Origin of the sequence: Paracoccus aerodenitrificans (assembly GCF_027913215.1) — a bacterium.
Taxonomy (GTDB): Bacteria; Pseudomonadota; Alphaproteobacteria; order Rhodobacterales; family Rhodobacteraceae; genus Paracoccus; species Paracoccus aerodenitrificans.
Map to the genome: position 1 here is coordinate 252,624 of NZ_CP115784.1, position 18,755 is coordinate 271,378.

The window sequence follows — 18,755 nt, forward strand, 5'->3', positions numbered from 1 at the left end:
TTTGACGCCGCCTACAGAACCAGCCGGTCTGCCAGTGACAGAAGATCCGCCCAGGCTTCCCGCTTAGCGATAGGGTTGCGCAGCAGATAGGCCGGGTGCGTCATGGGCAAGGCAGGTCGGCCGAAAGCTTCGGTCCAGTTGCCGCGCAATCTTGTGATCCCCTCGCGGTTCAGCGCGGCGGCGCAGGGCGTGTTCCCCATCAGCACGACGATCTCGGGATCGGCCAGCTCGACCTGACGGCGAAGAAACGGCAGGGACAGCGCAATTTCATGCGGGGTGGGGCGGCGATTACCCGGCGGACGCCATTTCAGCACATTGGCGATATAAACTGCCCGCGTCGCATCCGGCAGGGCCCGGCCCATGCCGATTGCGTCAAGCATCCGGTCCAGCAATTGACCGGCACGACCGACAAAGGGCTTGCCCTGCGCGTCTTCCTCTTCCCCCGGAGCCTCGCCGATAATCATCACCCGCGCGGCCGGATTGCCGTCTGAAAAGACGAAATTCCGCGCACCTTTCTTCAGCTCCAGCCCGTCGAAACCCTGCTGAGCCTCGGCCAGATCGTCCAGCGTCGCTGCCTGCGCCGCCAGCGATTCGGCGAGGCCGACATGATCTTCTTCGGGGTGAGGATCATGCGACCGGGTTGCGGTGGCAGGCTGTGCGGGCGCAGGCTGTGCGGGGGCAGGCTTTGCAGTGGGAAGCGCGGTCCGGTCGGTTGTGCTGTCCAGCATGACATCATCGGCACCCATCTCGCGCTGCCATTCCAGCAAAGCGAGCGCCGTCCAGCCGTCGATCTCGACGCCGCGCCATGTCAGTCCCGATTCCATGCGGCTGACGGTAAGCTGCCCGGCCCGTCTCGTCCAGAGCGGCACTTGCCCGCACGGTCCCGGTTTGCAATAGAGGGGTCACATCCGAGAGGGGTTTTACAGATGACGTTCCGCGCCCGCCATCTTCTGGGGATAGAACCGCTGTCGCCGCCGGAAATCGTGACGATTCTGGATCTTGCCGAAAGCTATGTCGATCTGAACCGACGCACGATCAAGCATTCCGATGCTCTTCAGGGCATGACGCAGATCAATATGTTCTTCGAAAACTCGACCCGCACCCAGTCCAGCTTCGAGCTGGCCGGAAAACGTCTGGGCGCGGATGTCATGAATATGGCGGTGGCGCAATCCAGCGTGAAAAAGGGCGAGACGCTGATCGACACGGCATTGACGCTGAATGCGATGCACCCGGATCTTCTTGTGGTGCGGCATCCGCAATCCGGCGCGGTCAACCTTCTGGCGGAGAAGGTCAATTGCGCGGTGCTGAATGCAGGCGACGGGCGGCATGAGCATCCGACTCAGGCCCTGCTGGATGCGCTGACCATCCGCCGGGCAAAGGGCCGGTTGCAGCGCCTGACCGTGGCGATCTGCGGCGATATCGCGCATAGCCGCGTGGCGCGCTCGAACCTGATCCTGCTTGGCAAGATGGAGAACCGTATCCGGCTGGTCGGCCCCTCGACACTGATGCCCGCAGGTGCCGCCGATCTGGGCGTCGAGGTCTATGAGGATATGCGCGAGGCGCTTGACGGTGCCGATGTCGTCATGATGCTGCGCCTTCAGAAAGAGCGGATGGATGGCGGGTTCATCCCGTCTGAGCGGGAATATTACCATCGCTGGGGGCTTGATGCGGACAAGCTGTCCCATGCCAGGCCCGACGCCATCGTCATGCATCCCGGCCCGATGAATCGCGGTGTCGAGATCGACGGAACGATTGCCGATGACATTAATCGCAGCGTGATTCAGGATCAGGTCGAAATGGGCGTTGCCGTCCGGATGGCCGCAATGGATCTGCTGGCCCGGAATCTGCGTGCAGATCGTGGGGCGCGGGCCGCCGAGAGCAATCATGTCTGAGGGGTCCTCTCTGAAAACCGACGCTCCGGTCGCGGGCCATTCCGGGTGGCAGGGTATTTTGGATGAAGGAGAAACAATCCTCTGGCAGGGTCAGCCCGACCACCGTTTCCGGTTCGAGGTCGAGAATACCGGCAGGCTGCTTTTCTTTGTGTTTTTCGTCGGATTTGCCGTTTTCTGGATGTATATGGCGGCGAAGGCCGATATTTTCTTTTCGCTGTTCGGCCTGATTTTCGTCGCGGTCGGATCCTATAATCTGCTCAGCCTGACGATCATGCCAAGCTATATCCGTTCACGCACATGGTACACGCTGACCGACCGCCGCGCGATTGTCGCGACGGATATTCCGGTTCAGGGACGGCGGCTGGTCAGCTATCCGATCGATCGCGGAACGCCGGTCGAGTACATGCCCGGCCCGCCACCCTCTGTGCTGATCGGCGGCAACAAGGATACCGGGTTCCATTATATCGACGATGCCGAACATGTCATGACGCTGATCCGCGACATACAGAAGCGGGCCCCGGCTGCCTTGGAAGGACAACCGGCATGATTGGCCTGTCAGACCTATCGCGCGGCGCATCGTTGTTGTCGCTAAAAACCGGACCGCTTCCATTCGCAGAGGCCCTCGCATGATCCTGCATTTCTCCGATGCCCGGCTGATCGATCCCGAAACCGGAACCGCTGAGCCCGGCAGTTTGACGGTCGAGGATGGCGTCATCACGGCGCGGGACGGCGCTGCACCTGACGGGGCTGCAATCGTCGAGTGCCGCGGGCATTGCCTTGCGCCCGGTATCATTGACTGGGGCGTCAAGGTTGGCGAGCCCGGAGAGCGGCACAAGGAATCCTATGCCAGTGCGGGCCGCGCCGCAGCAGCCGGCGGGGTTACCACGATGGTGATCCGGCCCGATACGCTGCCGCCCGTGGACAGTCCCGAAAGCCTCGATTTCGTGGTCAAGCGCTCTGCCGATTCCATCGTCCGGGCGCGGCATATGGCGGCGCTGACGAAGGGTCGCGCGGGGCAGGAAATGGTCGAAATGGCTTTCTTGCGGGATGCCGGTGCGGTTGCCTTTACCGATGGCGTCCGGGTTGTTTCCGACACAAGGCTGATGACCCGCTGCATGACATATGCGCGTGGTCTGGGTGCCCTGATCATCGGTCATCCGCAGGAACCTATCTTGTCGCGCGGCAGCGCCGCCACGAAGGGCAAATTCGCGTCGCTTTACGGTATCCCCGATGTGTCACCCGTCGCCGAGCTGATGGGGCTTCAGCGCGATCTCGCTCTCGTCGGCATGACGGGCGCGCGGTATCATGCGGATCAGATCACCACTGCTGCTGCTCTGGCACCTTTGCGACGGGCGCGGGATGCGGGGCTGGATGTGACGGCGGGCATCTCGATCCATCACCTTACGCTGAATGAGTTCGATATCGGGGATTATCGCACCTTCTTCCGTTTTACCCCTCCGCTCCGCTCCGAAGATGACCGGCTGGCGATGGTGCAGGCTGTCGCGGATGGAGAAATCGACGTGATCGCGTCCTTCCATACGCCTCAGGATGAGGAATCGAAGCGGCTGCCCTTTGCCGAGGCGGCTCCGGGTGCGGTCGGGCTGCAAACCCTACTGCCGGCGGCGATGCGACTTTATCATCAGGGCGGGCTGGATCTGCCGCTGCTGTTTCGCGCCATGTCGCTGAACCCGGCCCGGCGGCTGGGGCTGGATGCCGGGCGTATCTCGGCCGGTACACCGGCTGATCTGGTGCTGTTCGATCCGGACGCGCCTTTCATCATGGACCGGTTCCGGCTGGAGTCGAAATCGAAGAATACGCCCTTCGATGAGGCAAGGATGCAGGGCCGCGTCATCGGCACATGGGTCGGTGGGCAGAGGGTGTTTGGATGAGCGCGGCGATCTGGACCGTCATCGGGTATTTGATCGGCTCGGTGCCGTTCGGGATTGTGATCACGCGTGCGCTTGGTCTTGGGGATCTGCGGCAGATCGGTTCGGGCAATATCGGGGCAACTAATGTTCTGCGGACGGGCCATAAGGGAGCCGCGCTGGCGACGCTGCTGCTGGATAGCGGCAAGGGCGCGATTGCGGTTCTGCTGGCCCGACATTTCGGCGGCGATATTGCGGCGGTGCTGGCCGGAGCAGCGGCGTTTCTGGGCCATTGCTTTCCGGTCTGGCTGGGATTTCGGGGCGGCAAGGGGGTTGCGACCTTTCTGGGAACGCTGATCGCCCTGCAATGGCAGATTGGCCTTGCCGCCTGCGCGATCTGGGCTGTGGTGGCGGCAATCAGCCGGATCAGCTCGCTTTCTGCACTGATGGCAGCCGCGTTGTCGCCGTTGATGGCGGCGCTGATGGGCTGGTATCATGTGGCACTGGCCGCGCTGTTCATGGCGGCCCTGATCTTCTGGCGGCATCGGGCGAATATCAGGCGGCTGCGCGAGGGGACCGAACCGAAGATCGGCGCAGGCCGATAACGCGGGAACCTCCTTGCACATATGCAAGTTGTTTTGCTGCATATGGGGAGATCCAAGATGAAATCCATGATTGCAGTGTTTGGGCTTCTTGCGGGAGCCGGTGCGGCGCTGGCAGGTGAGCCGGTTGATTACTCTGTCGGCGACCGTGAGTTTGAGGGCTATGTGGCGAAAGCCGACAGTCCCAGAGGTTCGGTCATTCTGATCCATGACTGGGACGGGCTGACCGATTACGAAAAACAGCGTGCCGATATGCTGGCTGAGCAGGGGTATAACGCGTTTGCCGTCGATCTTTACGGGAAGGGCGTCCGGCCCAACTCGGTTGAGGGAAATCGGGCCGAAACCCAGAAGCTTTACGATGATCGCGAAACCATGCGCAGCCTGATGACCGCAGGGCTTGAGGCTGCGGCGACTCAGGATGTGGTGTCGCCGGTGATTGCGGGTTACTGCTTTGGCGGAGCGGTGGCTTTGGAGGTCGCGCGGCAGCAGCCCGAACAGGTGCAGGGTTATGCGATCTTTCACGGCAGTCTGGGCACGCCCGAGGGTCAGGATTACAGCGCTGCGAAAGCTCCGCTGAGGATCTATCACGGCGGTGCGGATACCGGGCCGGATATGGCGACCTTCGCCAATTTCGTGAATGAGTTGGAGGCTGCGGGAACGCCCTATAAGGCGGAGATCTATGCCGGTGCGCCGCATGCGTTTACGGTTTTCGGATCCGACCGTTACCGCGAGGAAGCCGATCAGCGGAGTTGGGCCGATTTTCTGGTGTTTCTTGGCGAAACCAATCCGGGGCCGTGATCGGCCAAGCCTCGGGTGAAGGCAGCGGCGCTTGATCCGGTGATGAGTGCGCATCAGGATTCACGGAAGGCCCGGACAAAGTAATCGGTGAACGGTTTCACCAGATAACTGGCCGGGCTGCGCTCGCCTGTCTGAATATAGACCTCGACCGGCATGCCCGGAACCAAAGCCAGATCGCCAAGCCTGTCGCGCTGTTCGGCAGGAATGGCGATTTCGGCCCGATAATAGGATGTTCGCGTTGTTTCATCCATAAGCGCGTCGGCGGAAACGCGGTTCAGGACACCGTCGATTTCCGGCGTCGTGGCTGAGTTGAAGGCCGCGAGACGAAGCTTCACGCGCTGACCTGGAAAAACCTCGTCGATATGCAAAGGCAGAATGCGTGCGCCGATGACAAGCGGCCTGTCCTGAGGCACGATAGACAGGATCGGATCGGCGGGGCGCAGGACCGAACGCCGGGCAGTGATCTGCAATTCATGCACAATCCCCGATACGGGCGCAGTGATCTCAAGCCGGTTCAGTTGCCCGGTCAGCGCACGCCTTCGCTCGGCCAGTTCCAGTTCCCGATAACCAAGATCGCGCAACGCAGCTTCGGCCTGCTCGCGCCGCTCGCTTTTCGCCTGAATCCGGGTGATCGAAATCTCTGTCTGACGGGTTTCCGCCTGCGCCTTCATCGCCAGTATCTCGCCGATGCGGCCGTCAATCGATGCAGCCTCTCGCTCAAGGGCAAGGACGCGAGACGATTGCGCCAATCCCTTTTCCAGAAGCAATCGCTGATCCGCAAGTTCTTGCGCGATCAGGTCACGTTGCAAGGTCAATGCGTCATATTGGGCCGATATTCCTTGGATCTGCGCACCGATCTGTTCAGCCTGCGCAGCAAGCTGATGAAGCGATTGTTGAAGTGTTAAGCGGCGTGTGTCGAACAGGCTGGCCTGTCCGTCCATAAGTGACTGAAGTTCTTTGGTCCGCTCGGCAGCTTCGGTCAGGGCGGGAGGGAAGATGATCCGGTCCGCATCATCTCGCTCTGCCTCCAGCCGTCCGCGCCGGGCTAGGATTTCGTAATACTGGGCCTCGATTATTTTCAGCTCGCTGCGTAGCAAGCTGCCGTCCAGACGGATAAGCACGTCACCCGCCTGAACGCTGGACCCGTCTCTGACATGGATGTTTTCGACGACACCCCCGTCCGGGTGCTGCACGATCTGACGCTGCTGTTCGACCTCTATCTGTCCTGTGGCGATAACGGCACCGGAAATTCGCGCTGCCACGGCCCATGTTCCGAACCCTGCGAACAGAATAACCAACGCTGCAAGACCAAGCAGAAAAGGCCCTTGCGCAGACCATTGGCGGGCCGGCGGGGATTGCGTCACGCCGCCCCTCCGGCTGTCCTGACGCTGCGAAATTCGCTGGCGTTCCGGACGGTGCTTTGCAGCACTTCGTCACGCGGACCCAGATTGCGGATCATGCCGTTTTCCAGCACCAGAAGCAGATCGCACTCGGCAATCGCGGCTGGACGATGGGCCATGATCACCACCGCGCCGCCCTGCGCCTTGATCTGCCTTATCGCCAGATTCAGCGCCTGCGAGCCCTCATGGTCCAGATTGGAATTCGGCTCATCCAGAACAAGCAGGACCGGTTCGGAATAGAGCGCCCGCGCCAGACCGATGCGCTGCATCTGTCCGCCTGAAAGCTGACCGCCCGCTTGCATCAGCGGCGTGTCGTAGCCCCGGGGCAGCCTCATGATCATCTCATGAGCGGCGGCAGCCGTCGCCGCCCGGACGGTACGCTGCGGATCGGGCTCATTTTCCAGCCGGGCGATGTTTTCCGCGACAGTGCCGTCGAACAGGGTAACCCGCTGCGGCAGATAGCCGATCAGGCGGCCCACCTCATCAGGGGGGAATTGATCGAGCGTTGCCCCGCCGAGGCGGATTGATCCCGCCGCAGGCCCCCATGAGCCGGTCAGCGCACGGGCAAGGCTGGATTTTCCTGAGCCGGAGGGGCCGATGACGCCGATTGCCTGACCCGGTGCCAGCGACATGGAAATACCTCGCAGAACGGGGATGCGCTGTCCCGGCGGGATGACGGCAAGCTGGCTGATCTCCAGCCCGGCCTCGGGGCGGGGCAGGGCGATCCGGGCGGGCAGTGGCGGATGCCGCGACAGCAACGCTCCAAGTCGTTTCCCGCTGTCCTGTGCACGTTGAACGAGGCCCCATTGACCGATGACGATTTCAACCGGTTGCAGTGCGCGTCCCATGACGATTGAGGCAGCGATCATCGCGCCCGGCGTTAATTCCTGACGCAGCACCAGCCAGGCCCCGGCTGCCAGCATGGCGCTTTGCAAGAAGAGGCGGAATACCCGTGAGAACACCGTGAAAAGCTGCGCCGTATCGGCGGCTGACAACGCGTCCTGCGCCGCACTCAGTCGTTTTGCGCTCCACCGTGCAAAGCTTGCCTCGCGCATGCCGAGAGAACCGATCAATTCGCCTTCATTGCGGAACATATCGGACATGCGCTCGGCTGACTGAGCCGCAATCGAGGCGCGTTTCTGGACCCGTTTCCCACAGAACTGGTTCGCGACAGCGGCGGCGATCAGGATCGCCCCGCCCGCGGTTGCGACCGCGCCGAGCATTGGGTGGAAGATGAACACCGCTACAAGATAGACCGGGGCAAATGGCAGATCGAACAGGGCGAGACTGACCGGAGAAGCAATCGCGGTGCGGATCGCTTCGAGATCGCGCATTCCGCCCCGCGCGACGGCTTCCGAGCCGGTGGCAAGCCCGTCTTCAAGCGTCGCCGCGAAAACCCTGCGTTCCAGTCTTTGCTGAACGCGCAGTGAGATCCGCTGCATGATCCGGCCCCGTGCCAGATCGACCATACCCATGATCGCGAACAGGAAGATCACAAGAAAAAACAGCGCAACCAGTGTTTCGACCGACCGAGAGCCCAACACGCGGTCATAGACCTGAAGCATGAAAAGCGGGCCGGTCAGCATCAAGATATTCACGGTCAGGGAAAACACCGCGACCGACATCAGCAGACCCCATGACCCGCCATATGCTGCGCGTAATTCCGCGAATCCCTTGTTGTCAGGCGAAAAGACCATGCAGTTCCATCCGTAATCGTCCCGAAAGCTCACTCGGCATGTCTGGATATAACGGCGAAGTCTTAGCGAATCCTTGCCACGGGAAATGAAAAGCGGCGCATCGCCGGTGCGTGCGCCGCTTTTTGACAAAGATCGGGCGAGGCTTAATTCAGCCCGTCAATGCCCCGCAATATGTCGCTCAGCGGGTCGTTTTCGGGTGTTTCAGGTGCGTTGCTGACGCCTCTGCCCGCATCGGTCGAGCGGACTGTCCGCTCGGGCGTTTGCGGGGCATTGCCCTGTGCGGGCTGTCCAAGCGCCTGTGACAGCGCATCCGCCAGCGGCTCTCCGGAACCCGCTACCAGAGGCTGGCCCGGAGGCGCTGCGGCCGAACCGCCCTGCATATTCGACAGCGCGGCACTCAGCGCTCCGGCCAGAGCATCGTCGCCACGGACCGATGGTGCGACGCCATCGCCGATCCGCGAGCCCTCGTCGCCGACAAACCGCCCAAGCGGCTGAAGCGGCTGGCCTTCGCTGATCTCGGACATCACCGCCTGCCAGATTTCCGCAGGCAGGCCGCCTCCGGTCACGCCGGTCAGGGGGGTATTGTCGTCATAGCCCATCCAGACGCCGGTCACGAACTGATCGGTAAAGCCGATGAACCACGCATCGCGATAGGACGAGGTTGTCCCGGTCTTGCCCGCCGCATCCCGCTCACCAAGCTTGGCGCGTCCGCCAGTGCCGTTCTGGATCACCTCGCGCATCATGGTGATCAGCCCGGCAGCGGCCTGCTGAGAAATGACGCGTTGCCCCATCCCGCCGGTCTTGGCGATCATCGGGCTGTCCTCGCCGCGCACACGCAGTTCTACAACGCCGTAGGGCCGGACCGCGCGACCGCCATTTCGGATGCCCGCATAGGCGCCGGTCATCTCAAGCAAGGTCGAATCGAACACGCCCAGACCCAGAGAGGGAACATCGGGCAGATCGCTGCCCACGCCGAATTCCTCGGCAATGCGCAGGACAGAGGCCCGTCCGGCTTTTTCCTGAAGTCGGATCGTCGCCGTATTCAGAGAGCGTGAAAGCGCTGTCGTCAGCGTGACATCTCCATAAAAGCGCCGTGTATAGTTCTGCGGCGACCAGTTGCGGATCGTCAGCGGGCCGTCATGGACGTAATCCTGCGGGGTCATCCCCTGATCGAGCGCTGCCGCATAGACAAACGGCTTGAAGCTGGAACCGGTCTGGCGCTTCGCCTGCGTTGCGCGGTTGAACACGCCCTGAACCACCGTGTCGCGACCTCCGATCATGGCGCGGACAGCACCATCGGCGGACAGAACAACCACTGCCGCTTCAGCCTTTGACCCCTCGCGGACCTTTTCATCGAAGATCCGTTTCAGTGCACGTTCGGCGGCTTGCTGAACCTCCTGATCGAACGTGGTCAGGATGGTCACATCTTCCGTGGTCTCCGTGGTCAGGAAGCCCGGTCCCGATTCCATCAGCCAGTCAGCGAAATATCCGCCGGCGCGTGCCCGTGCTGCCTGAGACAGCACGGCTGGATTCGCCCTTGCCTCTTCATATTCGGCATTGGTGATCCGGTCCTGTTCATGCATGAGTTGCAGCACGACGCCCGCGCGGTCCTGCGCACGCTCGATATCCGAGGTCGGTGCGAAATAGCTTGGGGCCTTCAGAAGCCCGGCCAGCATCGCCGATTCCGCAACGGAAACGTCCGAGGCGTGTTTGTTGAAATAACGCTCTGCCGCGGCTTCGAAACCGCGTGCACCACCGCCGAGATATGAGCGGTTCATATAGATATTGAGGATCTCGTCCTTGGTGTACTTGATCTCCATCGCGAAGGAGAACGGGACTTCCTTGACCTTCCGCCACAGCGTCGTGGCGCGGCAATCGGCCTCATATTCGGCTTCGTCTTTCCAGCGAGTCGGATCGAAGCTTTCGCCAAGGCACAGAAGCTTCGCGACCTGTTGGGTGATGGTGGAGCCGCCATTACCCTCCAGCGGACCGCGACCCTCGGTGAGGTTGATCCTGATCGCGCCTGCGATACCGCGCGGATCGATCCCGAGATGGCTGTAGAAGCGCCGATCCTCGGTTGCCACCACCGCATTGCGCAGCGAAGGCGAGATCTGGTCCGGAGAGAGCGAGCCGAATGTTTCGCCCCGCCAGGCGAACACCTCACCCTCGCGGTCCAGCATGGTGACGCCGCCCCGGGCGCGGCCATCGAACAGGGCAGAGGGTTCCGGCAGTTGCGAATAATAGAAGAAGGTCGCGACGCCGATAATCAGGAAGACGGCCAGTGCCGAAAACCAGACGGTCCGGAAGATGGTTTTCCAGATCAGGGAAAAGAAACCGCTGACACCGCGCGTTATCGCGTTGCCGCGCCTCACCGGCGCGCGACGCCCGCGCTTGCCGCGCGGCGATTTGCCGGACGGTTTGGTCGGGTTCGAATAGCGCCGTTCGGCCACCACGGGGCGGCGTTTGCGGGGAGGTTCTGCCATGCCTGTATTCCTGCGCGACCGGTTCATCCGGCCTGATTGAGAGACATCTTACACGAGGGGAAAGACAATGCGAAGTCAAATGACCTGTATGTGACCTGCCCATGATGCGGGCATTCCGGCGGTAATGCGCCCGAAAACCGGGCTTTGCCGGGTTTCGGGCCCGGTCGGGCGGTGGATTGCTTGAAGAACGGGCAGTCAGAAAGCCTCGTGGGCGGGATATCGCCTGCATTCCGGTGCGGGTGGACTGGCCCGAACAGAGGTAAACTTATGCTGAGAAAACTTCCCATGATCGCAGTTGCTGCGGCGCTGACCGCGCTTCCGGCGTCTGCACAGGAGGCGGCCGTCGCGGGTGCCGCCGAGGCTCTGCCCGCTGTGAACGCGGACATTGCTTTTATCTTCAATACGCTGCTTTTCATGATCGGCGGCTTTCTGGTCATGTGGATGGCGGCAGGTTTTGCCATGCTTGAGGCAGGGCTGGTGCGCTCGAAGAACGCGACGACCCAGCTTTTCAAGAATATCTCGCTGTTTTCCATCGCAGGGGTCATGTACTGGCTGATCGGCTATAATCTGATGTATCCGGGCGATGGCTGGACCATATCCGGCATGCTCGGTCAGCTTTTCTCGCCCAAAACCATTGATCCGGTTGGCGGAGGAAATGCTGCCGACGGCTACTCTGCCGGGTCGGATTTCTTCTTTCAGCTCATGTTCTGTGCGACCACCGCGTCAATCGTGTCGGGGACGCTGGCAGAGCGCGTGAAGCTGTGGCCGTTCATGGTGTTTACCGTGATCCTGACCGGGTTCATCTATCCGATCGAGGCGTCCTGGGAATGGGGAGCGGGCTGGCTGGATGCGCGGGGCTTCTCGGATTTCGCGGGGTCGACTCTGGTTCACGCGGCAGGCGGGTTTGCCGCGCTGGCAGGTGCTCTGGTACTGGGTCCGCGGCTTGGCAAATATCGCGCAGATGGGCGGATGCAGCCCATGCCGGGATCTAACCTGGCGCTTGCGACGCTTGGGACCTTTATCCTGTGGCTCGGCTGGTTCGGGTTTAACGGTGCATCGCAGCTTGCGATGGGCAGCGTCAGCGACGCCACCGATATCAGCCGGATTCTGGTGAACACCAACGCCGCCGCCTCGGCCGGGGTGATCGCCGCGATCATCGCGACGCAGCTTCTGTTCGGCAAGATCGACCTCACAATGGTGCTGAACGGTGCTCTGGCGGGGCTGGTCGCCATCACGGCAGAGCCGCTGACTCCGTCGATCTTCGCATCCTTATTGATCGGAGCGGTCGGAGGCGTCATTGCCGTTGTTGTCGTGCCGCTGCTGGACCGCATGAAGATCGACGATGTTGTCGGCGCGATTCCGGTCCATCTCTGCGCCGGTATCTGGGGCACCATGATCGTTCCCGCGACCAACCCCGAGACCAGCTTCACCGTGCAGGCGCTTGGCGTTGGAGCCATCGGCGCATTCGTCTTCGTCGTCAGCTTCGCCCTCTGGGTGGTGCTGAAAGCGACAATGGGTATCCGCGTCGATGAGGATGCAGAGATCACCGGGCTGGATGTCAGTGAAATGGGGATGGAGGCCTATCCGGACTTCGTGCAGGCGAAATAACCCAATTCTGATCATCAGGGCCGGAATTTGGCTGGCCCCTTGGAGCAGGCCCGGCACGCGCCGGGCCTGTCCTGCATTCAGGAAATGGATGTCCGGCGCTGCGAAAGCCGCCAACGCAGCATATCGGCAAGTACAAAGCCCAGAATACTGATCCCAAACACCGGCATCGCCCATCCCAGCAGAATTGCCAGCATCAGCCAGACCAGCCTCGCACCGGCAGACATTGCGTTGAACGCCTCGGATAGCGGCTGAGCGCCTGCTGCGGGCCGTTTTGTCCACCATATGCGGTAACCATAGACGATCAGGATCATTGTCGCGCCCGCAACCACGGCCATCAGCAACTGATTTACAACACCGAATAACACCCCCATATGCGCATCGATTCCCCATCTGATCAGCTTCGGGATCAGCGTGAACTCCGCGAAATCGGCGCGGCTTGTGATCTGCAATGCGTCGGGGCTCAGGGCGATTGTATCTACTTGGGTAGGCCAGCTTCGATCATATTCGCGAACCATCCAGGCCTCGCCCGGCTTCGGCAGGCGGATCTCGATCATTGGAGAATCGAGACCGGCCTGCCGAGAGGCCATAAGAACAGCGTCCAGCTGATCGACCCGGTCTTCGCGGATCGCGTGACTGACTGGCTCTGCCATATGCGCCTCGTGGCCGCTGCCTGTCGCTGCAGTCCTGTCGAGATCGAGGCTGACGGACGGCGTCGTCCAGCCTATCGCCGTGCGTGCAGCGTCGATCCGCGCACCGCCCATTTTCGACCATGTCAGCCCGGTGATCGAAACAAGGATCAGCACAACCGAAAGCGACACCCCGATACTTCCATGAATCCAGCGCATCCTCTGCACCGGAGGCATCGCTGCCAAGTTCCTTTTCCGCCTCGGTCCCGTCGCCCACAGAAACACCCCGCCCAATGCGATAATCCACAGCCAGGAGGCCGCAAGTTCACTGTAAAAAACGCCCCGCTTCACCCAGAAGAAGATTCCGGTGCAGGTAATCGAGGGCAATGCGGAATTGCAGAATGCCACTCGTGCCGTAAGTCGTCATATCCCCGTTTATTTGAAGCGTGACAGGATCGACGAAGATCGTGCGGTTCTCGGACGGCCCAAGCGAGGGATTCGAAAACATGATCCGTGTCGTGCCGTTCGGATCTGTCGCGGGCCGCACCGCAGAAATATCCAGATCGGCGGGCAGATATGCCTTTGCGGCTTCTGCCTGTGCGGTCAGGCTTTGCGCCTTGCCGCTGCTGTCGGCGAACAGCGCATCGGCATAGAGAGCGCGCTCAAGCTGCGGGGTCAGCACGTATAACATGCCCGTCAAGGCAGCGATAAAGATGAACGGCCCGACAAAAATTCCGGCATAGAAATGCAGTCGCAGCAGGAAGCCACGCAAGGCGGTTTTGTTTCGGGGATGGTTCTTGTTGATGGTTTCTGACTTGGTTTCAGACATATCCCTGTCTTTCAGCAGCGCCTTCCGGCGCATATGAATCCGACCCCGCCGGGAGGGCAGGGCAATCGCGGGCAAGGCCCGATGTTTAGCTGAAAGAGAAAGGAGGTCCGCGTTGTGACCGGGTGGGGTCCCGGCTTTGCGCGACACTGCGAAGAAGGTCCGGAAGCACCACGCGGGCAAGAAAAAGCCGTTCGGCCTGAATCAGTGTCAGCCCGGCCGTCGGAAGCCGGGCATGGCTGACCAGATGGCAAAGCGAGCAGGCGCTTTTATGCTGTTCATCGCCGTCATAGGCGCAAAGATCGGCCGGATCGCCGCCTGACATCGTATAGGCCAAGGCCATCTCATCAAGTGCCGATGGGGCGGGCCGGGCCAGCTTCTCACCCGCCAGCGAAAACGCTGTCAGCAAGACCAGAGCGATACGGAAAATGAAGCTACTGCGTTGGCGCAGCCGTAAGCGGGCTCTCATCTGTGCGAGGATGGTGCGCTCACGCAATCCGCGACACGACGAAACCGGCGAGTTCGTCCAGCACGTCGCGCAGCGGATGATCCGGCAGGCCGGTCAATGATGTCCTCGCCTTCGCGGCCCAGTCCAACGCATCTTTGCGCGAAGCCTCCATGCTGCCGTGGCGATCCAGCAGCGTCAGCGCATGTTCCAGATCGCCATCGCGCTGATCGCCTTTCTCAATGGTCCTCTGCCAGAAAACGCGCTCTTCATCACTGGCCTTAGCAACCGCCTTGATCACCGGCAATGTCAGCTTACGCTCACGGAAATCATCGCCGATATTCTTCCCCGTCTCTGTCGCAGAGCCGCCATAATCCAGCAGATCATCCGCGATCTGGAACGCAATCCCAAGCGCATCGCCATAATCGAACAGCGCCTTCACGTGATCCTCAGAAGCGCCTGCGATCACGCCGCCGACTTCTGTCGCCGCCGAAAACAGGGCGGCGGTCTTGCCTCGGATGACTTGAAGATAGACCGCCTCATCGGTCCGCAGATCCTGCGCTGCGGTCAGTTGCAGGACCTCCCCTTCGGAAATCGTCGCCGAGGCGTTTGACAGGATTTCAAGCACCCGCATCACGCCGGTATCGGTCATCAGCTGGAACGCCCGCGCCAGAAGATAATCGCCCACCAGAACGCTGGATTTATTACCCCATAACAGGTTGGCGGTCGGCCTGCCGCGCCGCTGGCGGCTTTCATCGACCACATCGTCATGCAGCAATGTCGCGGTATGGATGAATTCTACCGTCGCCGCGAGGTGGATATGGTAAGGCCCGTCATAGCCGCATAACCGCGCCGCAGCCAGCGTCAGAAGCGGGCGCAGTCGCTTGCCGCCAGCCTCGACCAGATGCGCCGTGACCTCAGGAATGCGCGGCGCGTGCTGCGAGGCCATCCGTTCGCGGATCAACGCATTCACGGCTTCCATCTCGGGCGCGAGTGCGTCGATCAGGCGGTCAATCGGCGTCGGGTTCACAGTAGCGTCCATCTGGATAACCTTTCCTTGCCATGCAATTGCCACGCGATGGACATGTGCGCAACCGCTGGATAGCGTCAGCCGCATGAAAGAACTGCTTCGCACCACCGATCCTGTCCTGCTGATGCGTGCGCGTGACATTCTCCGCGCCGATGACATCGAAACTTATGAGCTGGATCAGTATATGAGCGTGCTTGAAGGCTCTCTGGGCATTCTCCCACGGCGTCTCATGGTGGCGGATCGCGATCACTTCATGGCTTCGGCGATATTGCGCGAGCACGGGCTTCATGAATAACACGCGGATCGACGATTTTCTGGGCGGGCGGCTTCGGATCGAGCAGCCCGTTTCCGGTTATCGCGCGGGGGCCGATGCCGTGATGCTGGCGGCGGCCTGCGCGGCGCAGGATGGGGATGCCGTGCTTGAACTGGGCTGCGGGGCCGGTGTTGCGTCGCTGTGCCTTCAGGCGCGGGTCGCAGGCGTCAGCGTGACCGGGGTTGAGCGTGGCGCAGGATTCGCCGAACTTGCCCGGGCGAATGCGGCACGAAATCATTCCGGTATGTCCGTCATCCGGGCCGATCTGGCCGATCTTCCCCGCGAACTCCGGGAGCGGAGCTTCGATCACGTCATGATGAACCCGCCCTATTTTCCATCCGGCACGGCATCGCCGGATCGCGCCCGCGCCGAGGCTCGGCATGAGGACACCCCGCTTGCAATCTGGCTGGATACAGCTTTGCGCAGATTGCGGCCCGGAGGAACCGTCACCGTGATCCATCTTGCATCGCGTCTGTCTGCGTTGCTTGAGGCTTTGCAGGGGCGCACGGGCGATATTCGAATTCTGCCGATTGCGGCCCGGGCGGGTCGGGATGCCGGGCGCGTGATCCTCTCGGCCCGCAAGAACGCGCGAGGCACGCTCAGATTGCTTGCGCCCTTTGTCATGCACGCGGCAGCGCAGCATTCCGCCGATGGTGAGGATCTGACCGATGAGGCGCAGGCGATTTTACGCTGCGCCGCCGGACTTAACCTTGATTCCCCGAATGCTCGTGACAGAATCGAACTTCTGTGATGAAATTGTCATGTTCGACATGAATACAGGAGGACGATAATGTCGGTCGATTCCCATATCGAAAAACTCCGCGAAAAGCATGAGCATCTTTCTCGGGCGGTGGAACAGGCGCAGCGAGCGCCCGGTACGTCCGATCTTGAAATTACCGAAATGAAAAGGGAAAAGCTGCGTTTGAAGGAAGAAATCACGCGGCTGGGACACTGACCGTCCGGTCCGATCTGGAAATATAAAAAGGCCCGCGTCGAACGCGGGCCTTTTTATATTTTTCCGGTCAGATCAGCTGAAGAACTGAGCACCATTTGCCGAGATGGTTGAGCCGGTGATAAACCCTGCTTCATCCTCGGCCAGGAACACGACACAACGGGCGATTTCTTCGGGTTCACCCAGCCGTCCGACGGGGATCTGGGGGATGATCCGCTCATTCAGGACTTTTTCATCAATCGCACGTACCATTTCCGTGCCGATATAGCCCGGAGCAACGGCATTGACGGTTATACCGGCCCGTGCGCCTTCCTGCGCCAGAGCGCGGGTAAAACCGATATCCCCGGCCTTCGCCGCCGAATAATTCGCCTGACCGGCCTGACCCTTCTGGCCGTTCACCGAACTGATATTGATCACCCGACCGAATTTACGGTCGCGCATGCCCCCCCAGACATTATGGGTCATGTTGAACAGCCCGGTCAGGTTGGTATCGATCACCTCATTCCATTGTGCCGGCGTCATCTTATGGAACATCGTATCACGGGTGATCCCGGCATTATTGACCAGAACGGCAACGTCTCCCAGCTCTTCCGTGACCTGTTTCACACCGGCAGCACAGGCATCATAATCGGCAACCGACCATTTATAGGTCTTGATGCCGGTTTCATCGCTGAAAGCCTTGGCGGCGTCGTCATTGCCCGCATAAACGGCGGCAACCGTAAATCCGGCCTCTTTCAGCGCCTTGGATATCGCGGCGCCTATCCCGCGCGTGCCGCCTGTGACAATTGCTGTCTTGGACATTTTCCTCTCCTCCGCAAGCTCACTTTGAAATATTGGTAGCGTATGTGAAATTGGCACGCAATATCATTGCGTGCCAGATATTCTTAACGTTCGACGCAGAGTGCGACGCCCATCCCTCCGCCGATGCAGAGCGTAGCAAGTCCTTTCTTGGCGTCGCGGCGGGCCATTTCGAACAGCAGGGTATTCAGGATCCGTGCGCCGGATGCGCCAATCGGGTGGCCGATGGCGATTGCACCCCCGTTCACATTCACGATCGAAGGATCCCACCCCATATCCTTGTTGACCGCGCAGGCCTGGGCGGCGAAAGCCTCATTGGCTTCGATCAGGTCAAGATCTTCGACCTTCCAACCGGCCTTTTCCAGCGCCTTGCGGCTGGCCGGGATCGGGCCGGTTCCCATGATTGCCGGGTCAAGTCCCGCCGTTGCGTAGGATGCGATCCGGGCAAGCGGGGTCAGACCGCGACGATTCGCCTCTTCCTCGGTCATGACCATAACCGCAGCCGCGCCGTCGTTCAGGCCGGATGCATTGCCCGCTGTCACCGAGCCGTCTTTGGTGAAGGCCGGGCGCAGTTTCTGCATGGCGTCGACCGTTGCACCGTGGCGGATATATTCGTCGTCTTCGACAACCGTATCGCCCTTGCGGCCCTTCACGGTGTAAGAGACGATTTCGTCCTTGAAGCGCCCCTCTTTCTGGGCGGCTTCCGCCTTGTTCTGGCTGGAAACGGCGAATTCATCCTGTTCTTCGCGCGAAATGCTCCATTTTTCGGCGACATTCTCGGCGGTTTGGCCCATGTGATAATTGTTGAACGCGTCCCAGAGACCGTCCCTGATCATCGTGTCGATCATCTTTATGTCGCCCATCTTCTGGCCGGCACGAAGATAGGCCGCGTGGGTCGCAAGGGACATGGATTCCTGACCACCGGCCAGCACGATCTGAGCATCGCCCAAAATCACCTGCTGCGCAGCAAGGGCGACCGTGCGCAGGCCAGAGCCGCAGACCTGATTGATCAGCCAGGCGGCGGATTCCTTGGGAAGCCCCGCATTGATATGGGCCTGACGGGCCGGGTTCTGGCCCTGAGCGGCTGTCAGCACCTGCCCCATGATGGTTTCGCTAACTTCCGCCGGATCGACACCGGCTCGTTTCACGACCTCGGCCAGTACGGCGGCTCCGAGATCATGGGCAGGTACATTGGCGAAGGCACCCATAAAGCTGCCAACCGGGGTACGGGCGGCGGACACGATTACTGCTTTAGTCATGGAATCTTCCTTTCGATGAGCAGCTTCGAAACTAGGAAAAGCGTTGACCAAACATGACGAGTTAAGACGCTGCGTCAAGGCGTGTACGGCGTGCTTTTCGTTCCAAACGCATTGGCATGTTTCGCAAACCGCTCCGAAGCTGCCATATCCCGGCGAAGTGA

Annotated in this window: 19 protein-coding genes; 9 read left to right on the forward strand and 10 right to left on the reverse strand. The window is 61.0% G+C overall.

Annotation, left to right across the window (positions count from 1 at the left end):
* Window positions 1-11: 11 nt before the first annotated feature.
* Window positions 12-824, reverse strand: a complete 813-nt coding sequence (locus PAE61_RS02495; protein WP_271115077.1) for a uracil-DNA glycosylase — start codon at window positions 822-824, stop codon at window positions 12-14.
* A 102-nt stretch (window positions 825-926) separates the two neighbouring features.
* Between PAE61_RS02495 and PAE61_RS02500 the strand changes: the two genes are divergently transcribed.
* The 5 genes from PAE61_RS02500 (at window position 927) to PAE61_RS02520 (ending at window position 5,157) form a co-directional block, all read left to right on the forward strand.
* Window positions 927-1,892: an aspartate carbamoyltransferase catalytic subunit gene (locus PAE61_RS02500; RefSeq protein WP_271113853.1), complete on the forward strand. Its 966-nt coding sequence runs from the start codon at window positions 927-929 to the stop codon at window positions 1,890-1,892.
* Entirely contained in the window at window positions 1,885-2,439 is a 555-nt protein-coding gene (locus PAE61_RS02505) for an aspartate carbamoyltransferase catalytic subunit (RefSeq protein ID WP_271113854.1), read from the forward strand. Before PAE61_RS02500 ends, PAE61_RS02505 begins: the two co-directional genes overlap by 8 nt.
* 79 nt (window positions 2,440-2,518) lie before the next feature.
* Entirely contained in the window at window positions 2,519-3,781 is a 1,263-nt protein-coding gene (gene pyrC, locus PAE61_RS02510) for a dihydroorotase (RefSeq protein ID WP_271113855.1), read from the forward strand.
* Complete coding sequence (gene plsY / locus PAE61_RS02515) at window positions 3,751-4,362, forward strand: glycerol-3-phosphate 1-O-acyltransferase PlsY (protein WP_271113856.1); 612 nt, start codon at window positions 3,751-3,753, stop codon at window positions 4,360-4,362. Before pyrC ends, plsY begins: the two co-directional genes overlap by 31 nt.
* A gap of 57 nt (window positions 4,363-4,419) precedes the next feature.
* The gene (locus tag PAE61_RS02520; RefSeq protein WP_271113857.1) at window positions 4,420-5,157 is read left to right on the forward strand and encodes a dienelactone hydrolase family protein; all 738 of its coding nucleotides are present in this window, start codon (window positions 4,420-4,422) and stop codon (window positions 5,155-5,157) included.
* Window positions 5,158-5,210: 53 nt separating this feature from the next.
* On the opposite strand, the gene PAE61_RS02525 is transcribed toward PAE61_RS02520, so the two are convergent.
* The 3 genes from PAE61_RS02525 to PAE61_RS02535 all read right to left on the reverse strand — a co-directional run bounded on the left by PAE61_RS02525 (window position 5,211) and on the right by PAE61_RS02535 (window position 10,737).
* On the reverse strand, window positions 5,211-6,521 hold the full coding sequence (locus PAE61_RS02525) for an HlyD family type I secretion periplasmic adaptor subunit (RefSeq protein ID WP_271113858.1): 1,311 nt from the start codon (window positions 6,519-6,521) through the stop codon (window positions 5,211-5,213).
* Complete coding sequence (locus PAE61_RS02530) at window positions 6,518-8,254, reverse strand: type I secretion system permease/ATPase (protein ID WP_271113859.1); 1,737 nt, start codon at window positions 8,252-8,254, stop codon at window positions 6,518-6,520. The genes PAE61_RS02525 and PAE61_RS02530 overlap by 4 nt, the downstream gene beginning before the upstream one ends.
* A gap of 143 nt (window positions 8,255-8,397) precedes the next feature.
* Entirely contained in the window at window positions 8,398-10,737 is a 2,340-nt protein-coding gene (locus PAE61_RS02535; protein ID WP_271113860.1) for a transglycosylase domain-containing protein, read from the reverse strand.
* Window positions 10,738-11,022: 285 nt separating this feature from the next.
* Here PAE61_RS02535 and PAE61_RS02540 point away from each other — a divergent pair, with 285 nt between their 5' ends.
* Window positions 11,023-12,345 carry an ammonium transporter family protein gene (locus PAE61_RS02540; protein ID WP_271113861.1) on the forward strand — a complete coding sequence of 441 codons (1,323 nt, stop codon included), beginning with the start codon at window positions 11,023-11,025 and terminating at the stop codon, window positions 12,343-12,345.
* A gap of 77 nt (window positions 12,346-12,422) precedes the next feature.
* Here the strand turns inward: PAE61_RS02540 and PAE61_RS02545 are convergent, their stop codons facing one another.
* The 4 genes from PAE61_RS02545 to PAE61_RS02560 form a co-directional block, all read right to left on the reverse strand.
* A complete protein-coding gene (locus tag PAE61_RS02545) occupies window positions 12,423-13,379 on the reverse strand; it encodes a PepSY-associated TM helix domain-containing protein (protein ID WP_353620374.1) in 957 nt (318 codons plus the stop codon).
* Window positions 13,297-13,800: a PepSY-associated TM helix domain-containing protein gene (locus PAE61_RS02550; RefSeq protein WP_271113862.1), complete on the reverse strand. Its 504-nt coding sequence runs from the start codon at window positions 13,798-13,800 to the stop codon at window positions 13,297-13,299. Before PAE61_RS02550 ends, PAE61_RS02545 begins: the two co-directional genes overlap by 83 nt.
* Before the next feature lie 85 nt (window positions 13,801-13,885).
* On the reverse strand, window positions 13,886-14,266 hold the full coding sequence (locus PAE61_RS02555) for a hypothetical protein (protein WP_271113863.1): 381 nt from the start codon (window positions 14,264-14,266) through the stop codon (window positions 13,886-13,888).
* 19 nt (window positions 14,267-14,285) lie between these two features.
* A complete protein-coding gene (locus PAE61_RS02560) occupies window positions 14,286-15,284 on the reverse strand; it encodes a polyprenyl synthetase family protein (RefSeq protein ID WP_434803093.1) in 999 nt (332 codons plus the stop codon).
* Between the two features lie 73 nt (window positions 15,285-15,357).
* Here PAE61_RS02560 and PAE61_RS02565 point away from each other — a divergent pair, with 73 nt between their 5' ends.
* From PAE61_RS02565 to PAE61_RS02575, 3 genes are read left to right on the forward strand one after another with little or no spacing between them, the layout of a single operon-like run.
* Window positions 15,358-15,567 carry a putative signal transducing protein gene (locus PAE61_RS02565; protein ID WP_271113864.1) on the forward strand — a complete coding sequence of 70 codons (210 nt, stop codon included), beginning with the start codon at window positions 15,358-15,360 and terminating at the stop codon, window positions 15,565-15,567.
* A complete protein-coding gene (locus PAE61_RS02570) occupies window positions 15,560-16,336 on the forward strand; it encodes a tRNA1(Val) (adenine(37)-N6)-methyltransferase (protein WP_271113865.1) in 777 nt (258 codons plus the stop codon). Before PAE61_RS02565 ends, PAE61_RS02570 begins: the two co-directional genes overlap by 8 nt.
* Before the next feature lie 39 nt (window positions 16,337-16,375).
* Window positions 16,376-16,540: a YdcH family protein gene (locus PAE61_RS02575; protein ID WP_271113866.1), complete on the forward strand. Its 165-nt coding sequence runs from the start codon at window positions 16,376-16,378 to the stop codon at window positions 16,538-16,540.
* Between the two features lie 72 nt (window positions 16,541-16,612).
* On the opposite strand, the gene phbB is transcribed toward PAE61_RS02575, so the two are convergent.
* Window positions 16,613-17,338 carry an acetoacetyl-CoA reductase gene (gene phbB / locus PAE61_RS02580; RefSeq protein WP_271113867.1) on the reverse strand — a complete coding sequence of 242 codons (726 nt, stop codon included), beginning with the start codon at window positions 17,336-17,338 and terminating at the stop codon, window positions 16,613-16,615.
* Window positions 17,339-17,421: 83 nt separating this feature from the next.
* A complete protein-coding gene (locus tag PAE61_RS02585) occupies window positions 17,422-18,594 on the reverse strand; it encodes an acetyl-CoA C-acetyltransferase (protein WP_271113868.1) in 1,173 nt (390 codons plus the stop codon).
* Window positions 18,595-18,755: the final 161 nt, after the last annotated feature.

Excerpts from the sequence above, each read along its gene's own strand:
- PAE61_RS02495 (WP_271115077.1), bottom strand. The coding sequence starts at position 824 with ATGGAATCGGGACTGACATGGCGCGGCGTCGAGATCGACGGCTGGACG.
- PAE61_RS02500 (WP_271113853.1), top strand. The coding sequence starts at position 927 with ATGACGTTCCGCGCCCGCCATCTTCTGGGGATAGAACCGCTGTCGCCG.
- PAE61_RS02505 (WP_271113854.1), top strand. The coding sequence starts at position 1,885 with ATGTCTGAGGGGTCCTCTCTGAAAACCGACGCTCCGGTCGCGGGCCAT.
- pyrC (WP_271113855.1), top strand. The coding sequence starts at position 2,519 with ATGATCCTGCATTTCTCCGATGCCCGGCTGATCGATCCCGAAACCGGA.
- plsY (WP_271113856.1), top strand. The coding sequence starts at position 3,751 with ATGGGTCGGTGGGCAGAGGGTGTTTGGATGAGCGCGGCGATCTGGACC.
- PAE61_RS02520 (WP_271113857.1), top strand. The coding sequence starts at position 4,420 with ATGAAATCCATGATTGCAGTGTTTGGGCTTCTTGCGGGAGCCGGTGCG.
- PAE61_RS02530 (WP_271113859.1), bottom strand. The coding sequence starts at position 8,254 with ATGGTCTTTTCGCCTGACAACAAGGGATTCGCGGAATTACGCGCAGCA.
- PAE61_RS02535 (WP_271113860.1), bottom strand. The coding sequence starts at position 10,737 with ATGGCAGAACCTCCCCGCAAACGCCGCCCCGTGGTGGCCGAACGGCGC.
- PAE61_RS02540 (WP_271113861.1), top strand. The coding sequence starts at position 11,023 with ATGATCGCAGTTGCTGCGGCGCTGACCGCGCTTCCGGCGTCTGCACAG.
- PAE61_RS02550 (WP_271113862.1), bottom strand. The coding sequence starts at position 13,800 with ATGTCTGAAACCAAGTCAGAAACCATCAACAAGAACCATCCCCGAAAC.
- PAE61_RS02555 (WP_271113863.1), bottom strand. The coding sequence starts at position 14,266 with ATGAGAGCCCGCTTACGGCTGCGCCAACGCAGTAGCTTCATTTTCCGT.
- PAE61_RS02560 (WP_434803093.1), bottom strand. The coding sequence starts at position 15,284 with ATGGACGCTACTGTGAACCCGACGCCGATTGACCGCCTGATCGACGCA.
- PAE61_RS02565 (WP_271113864.1), top strand. The coding sequence starts at position 15,358 with ATGAAAGAACTGCTTCGCACCACCGATCCTGTCCTGCTGATGCGTGCG.
- PAE61_RS02570 (WP_271113865.1), top strand. The coding sequence starts at position 15,560 with ATGAATAACACGCGGATCGACGATTTTCTGGGCGGGCGGCTTCGGATC.
- PAE61_RS02575 (WP_271113866.1), top strand. The coding sequence starts at position 16,376 with ATGTCGGTCGATTCCCATATCGAAAAACTCCGCGAAAAGCATGAGCAT.
- phbB (WP_271113867.1), bottom strand. The coding sequence starts at position 17,338 with ATGTCCAAGACAGCAATTGTCACAGGCGGCACGCGCGGGATAGGCGCC.
- PAE61_RS02585 (WP_271113868.1), bottom strand. The coding sequence starts at position 18,594 with ATGACTAAAGCAGTAATCGTGTCCGCCGCCCGTACCCCGGTTGGCAGC.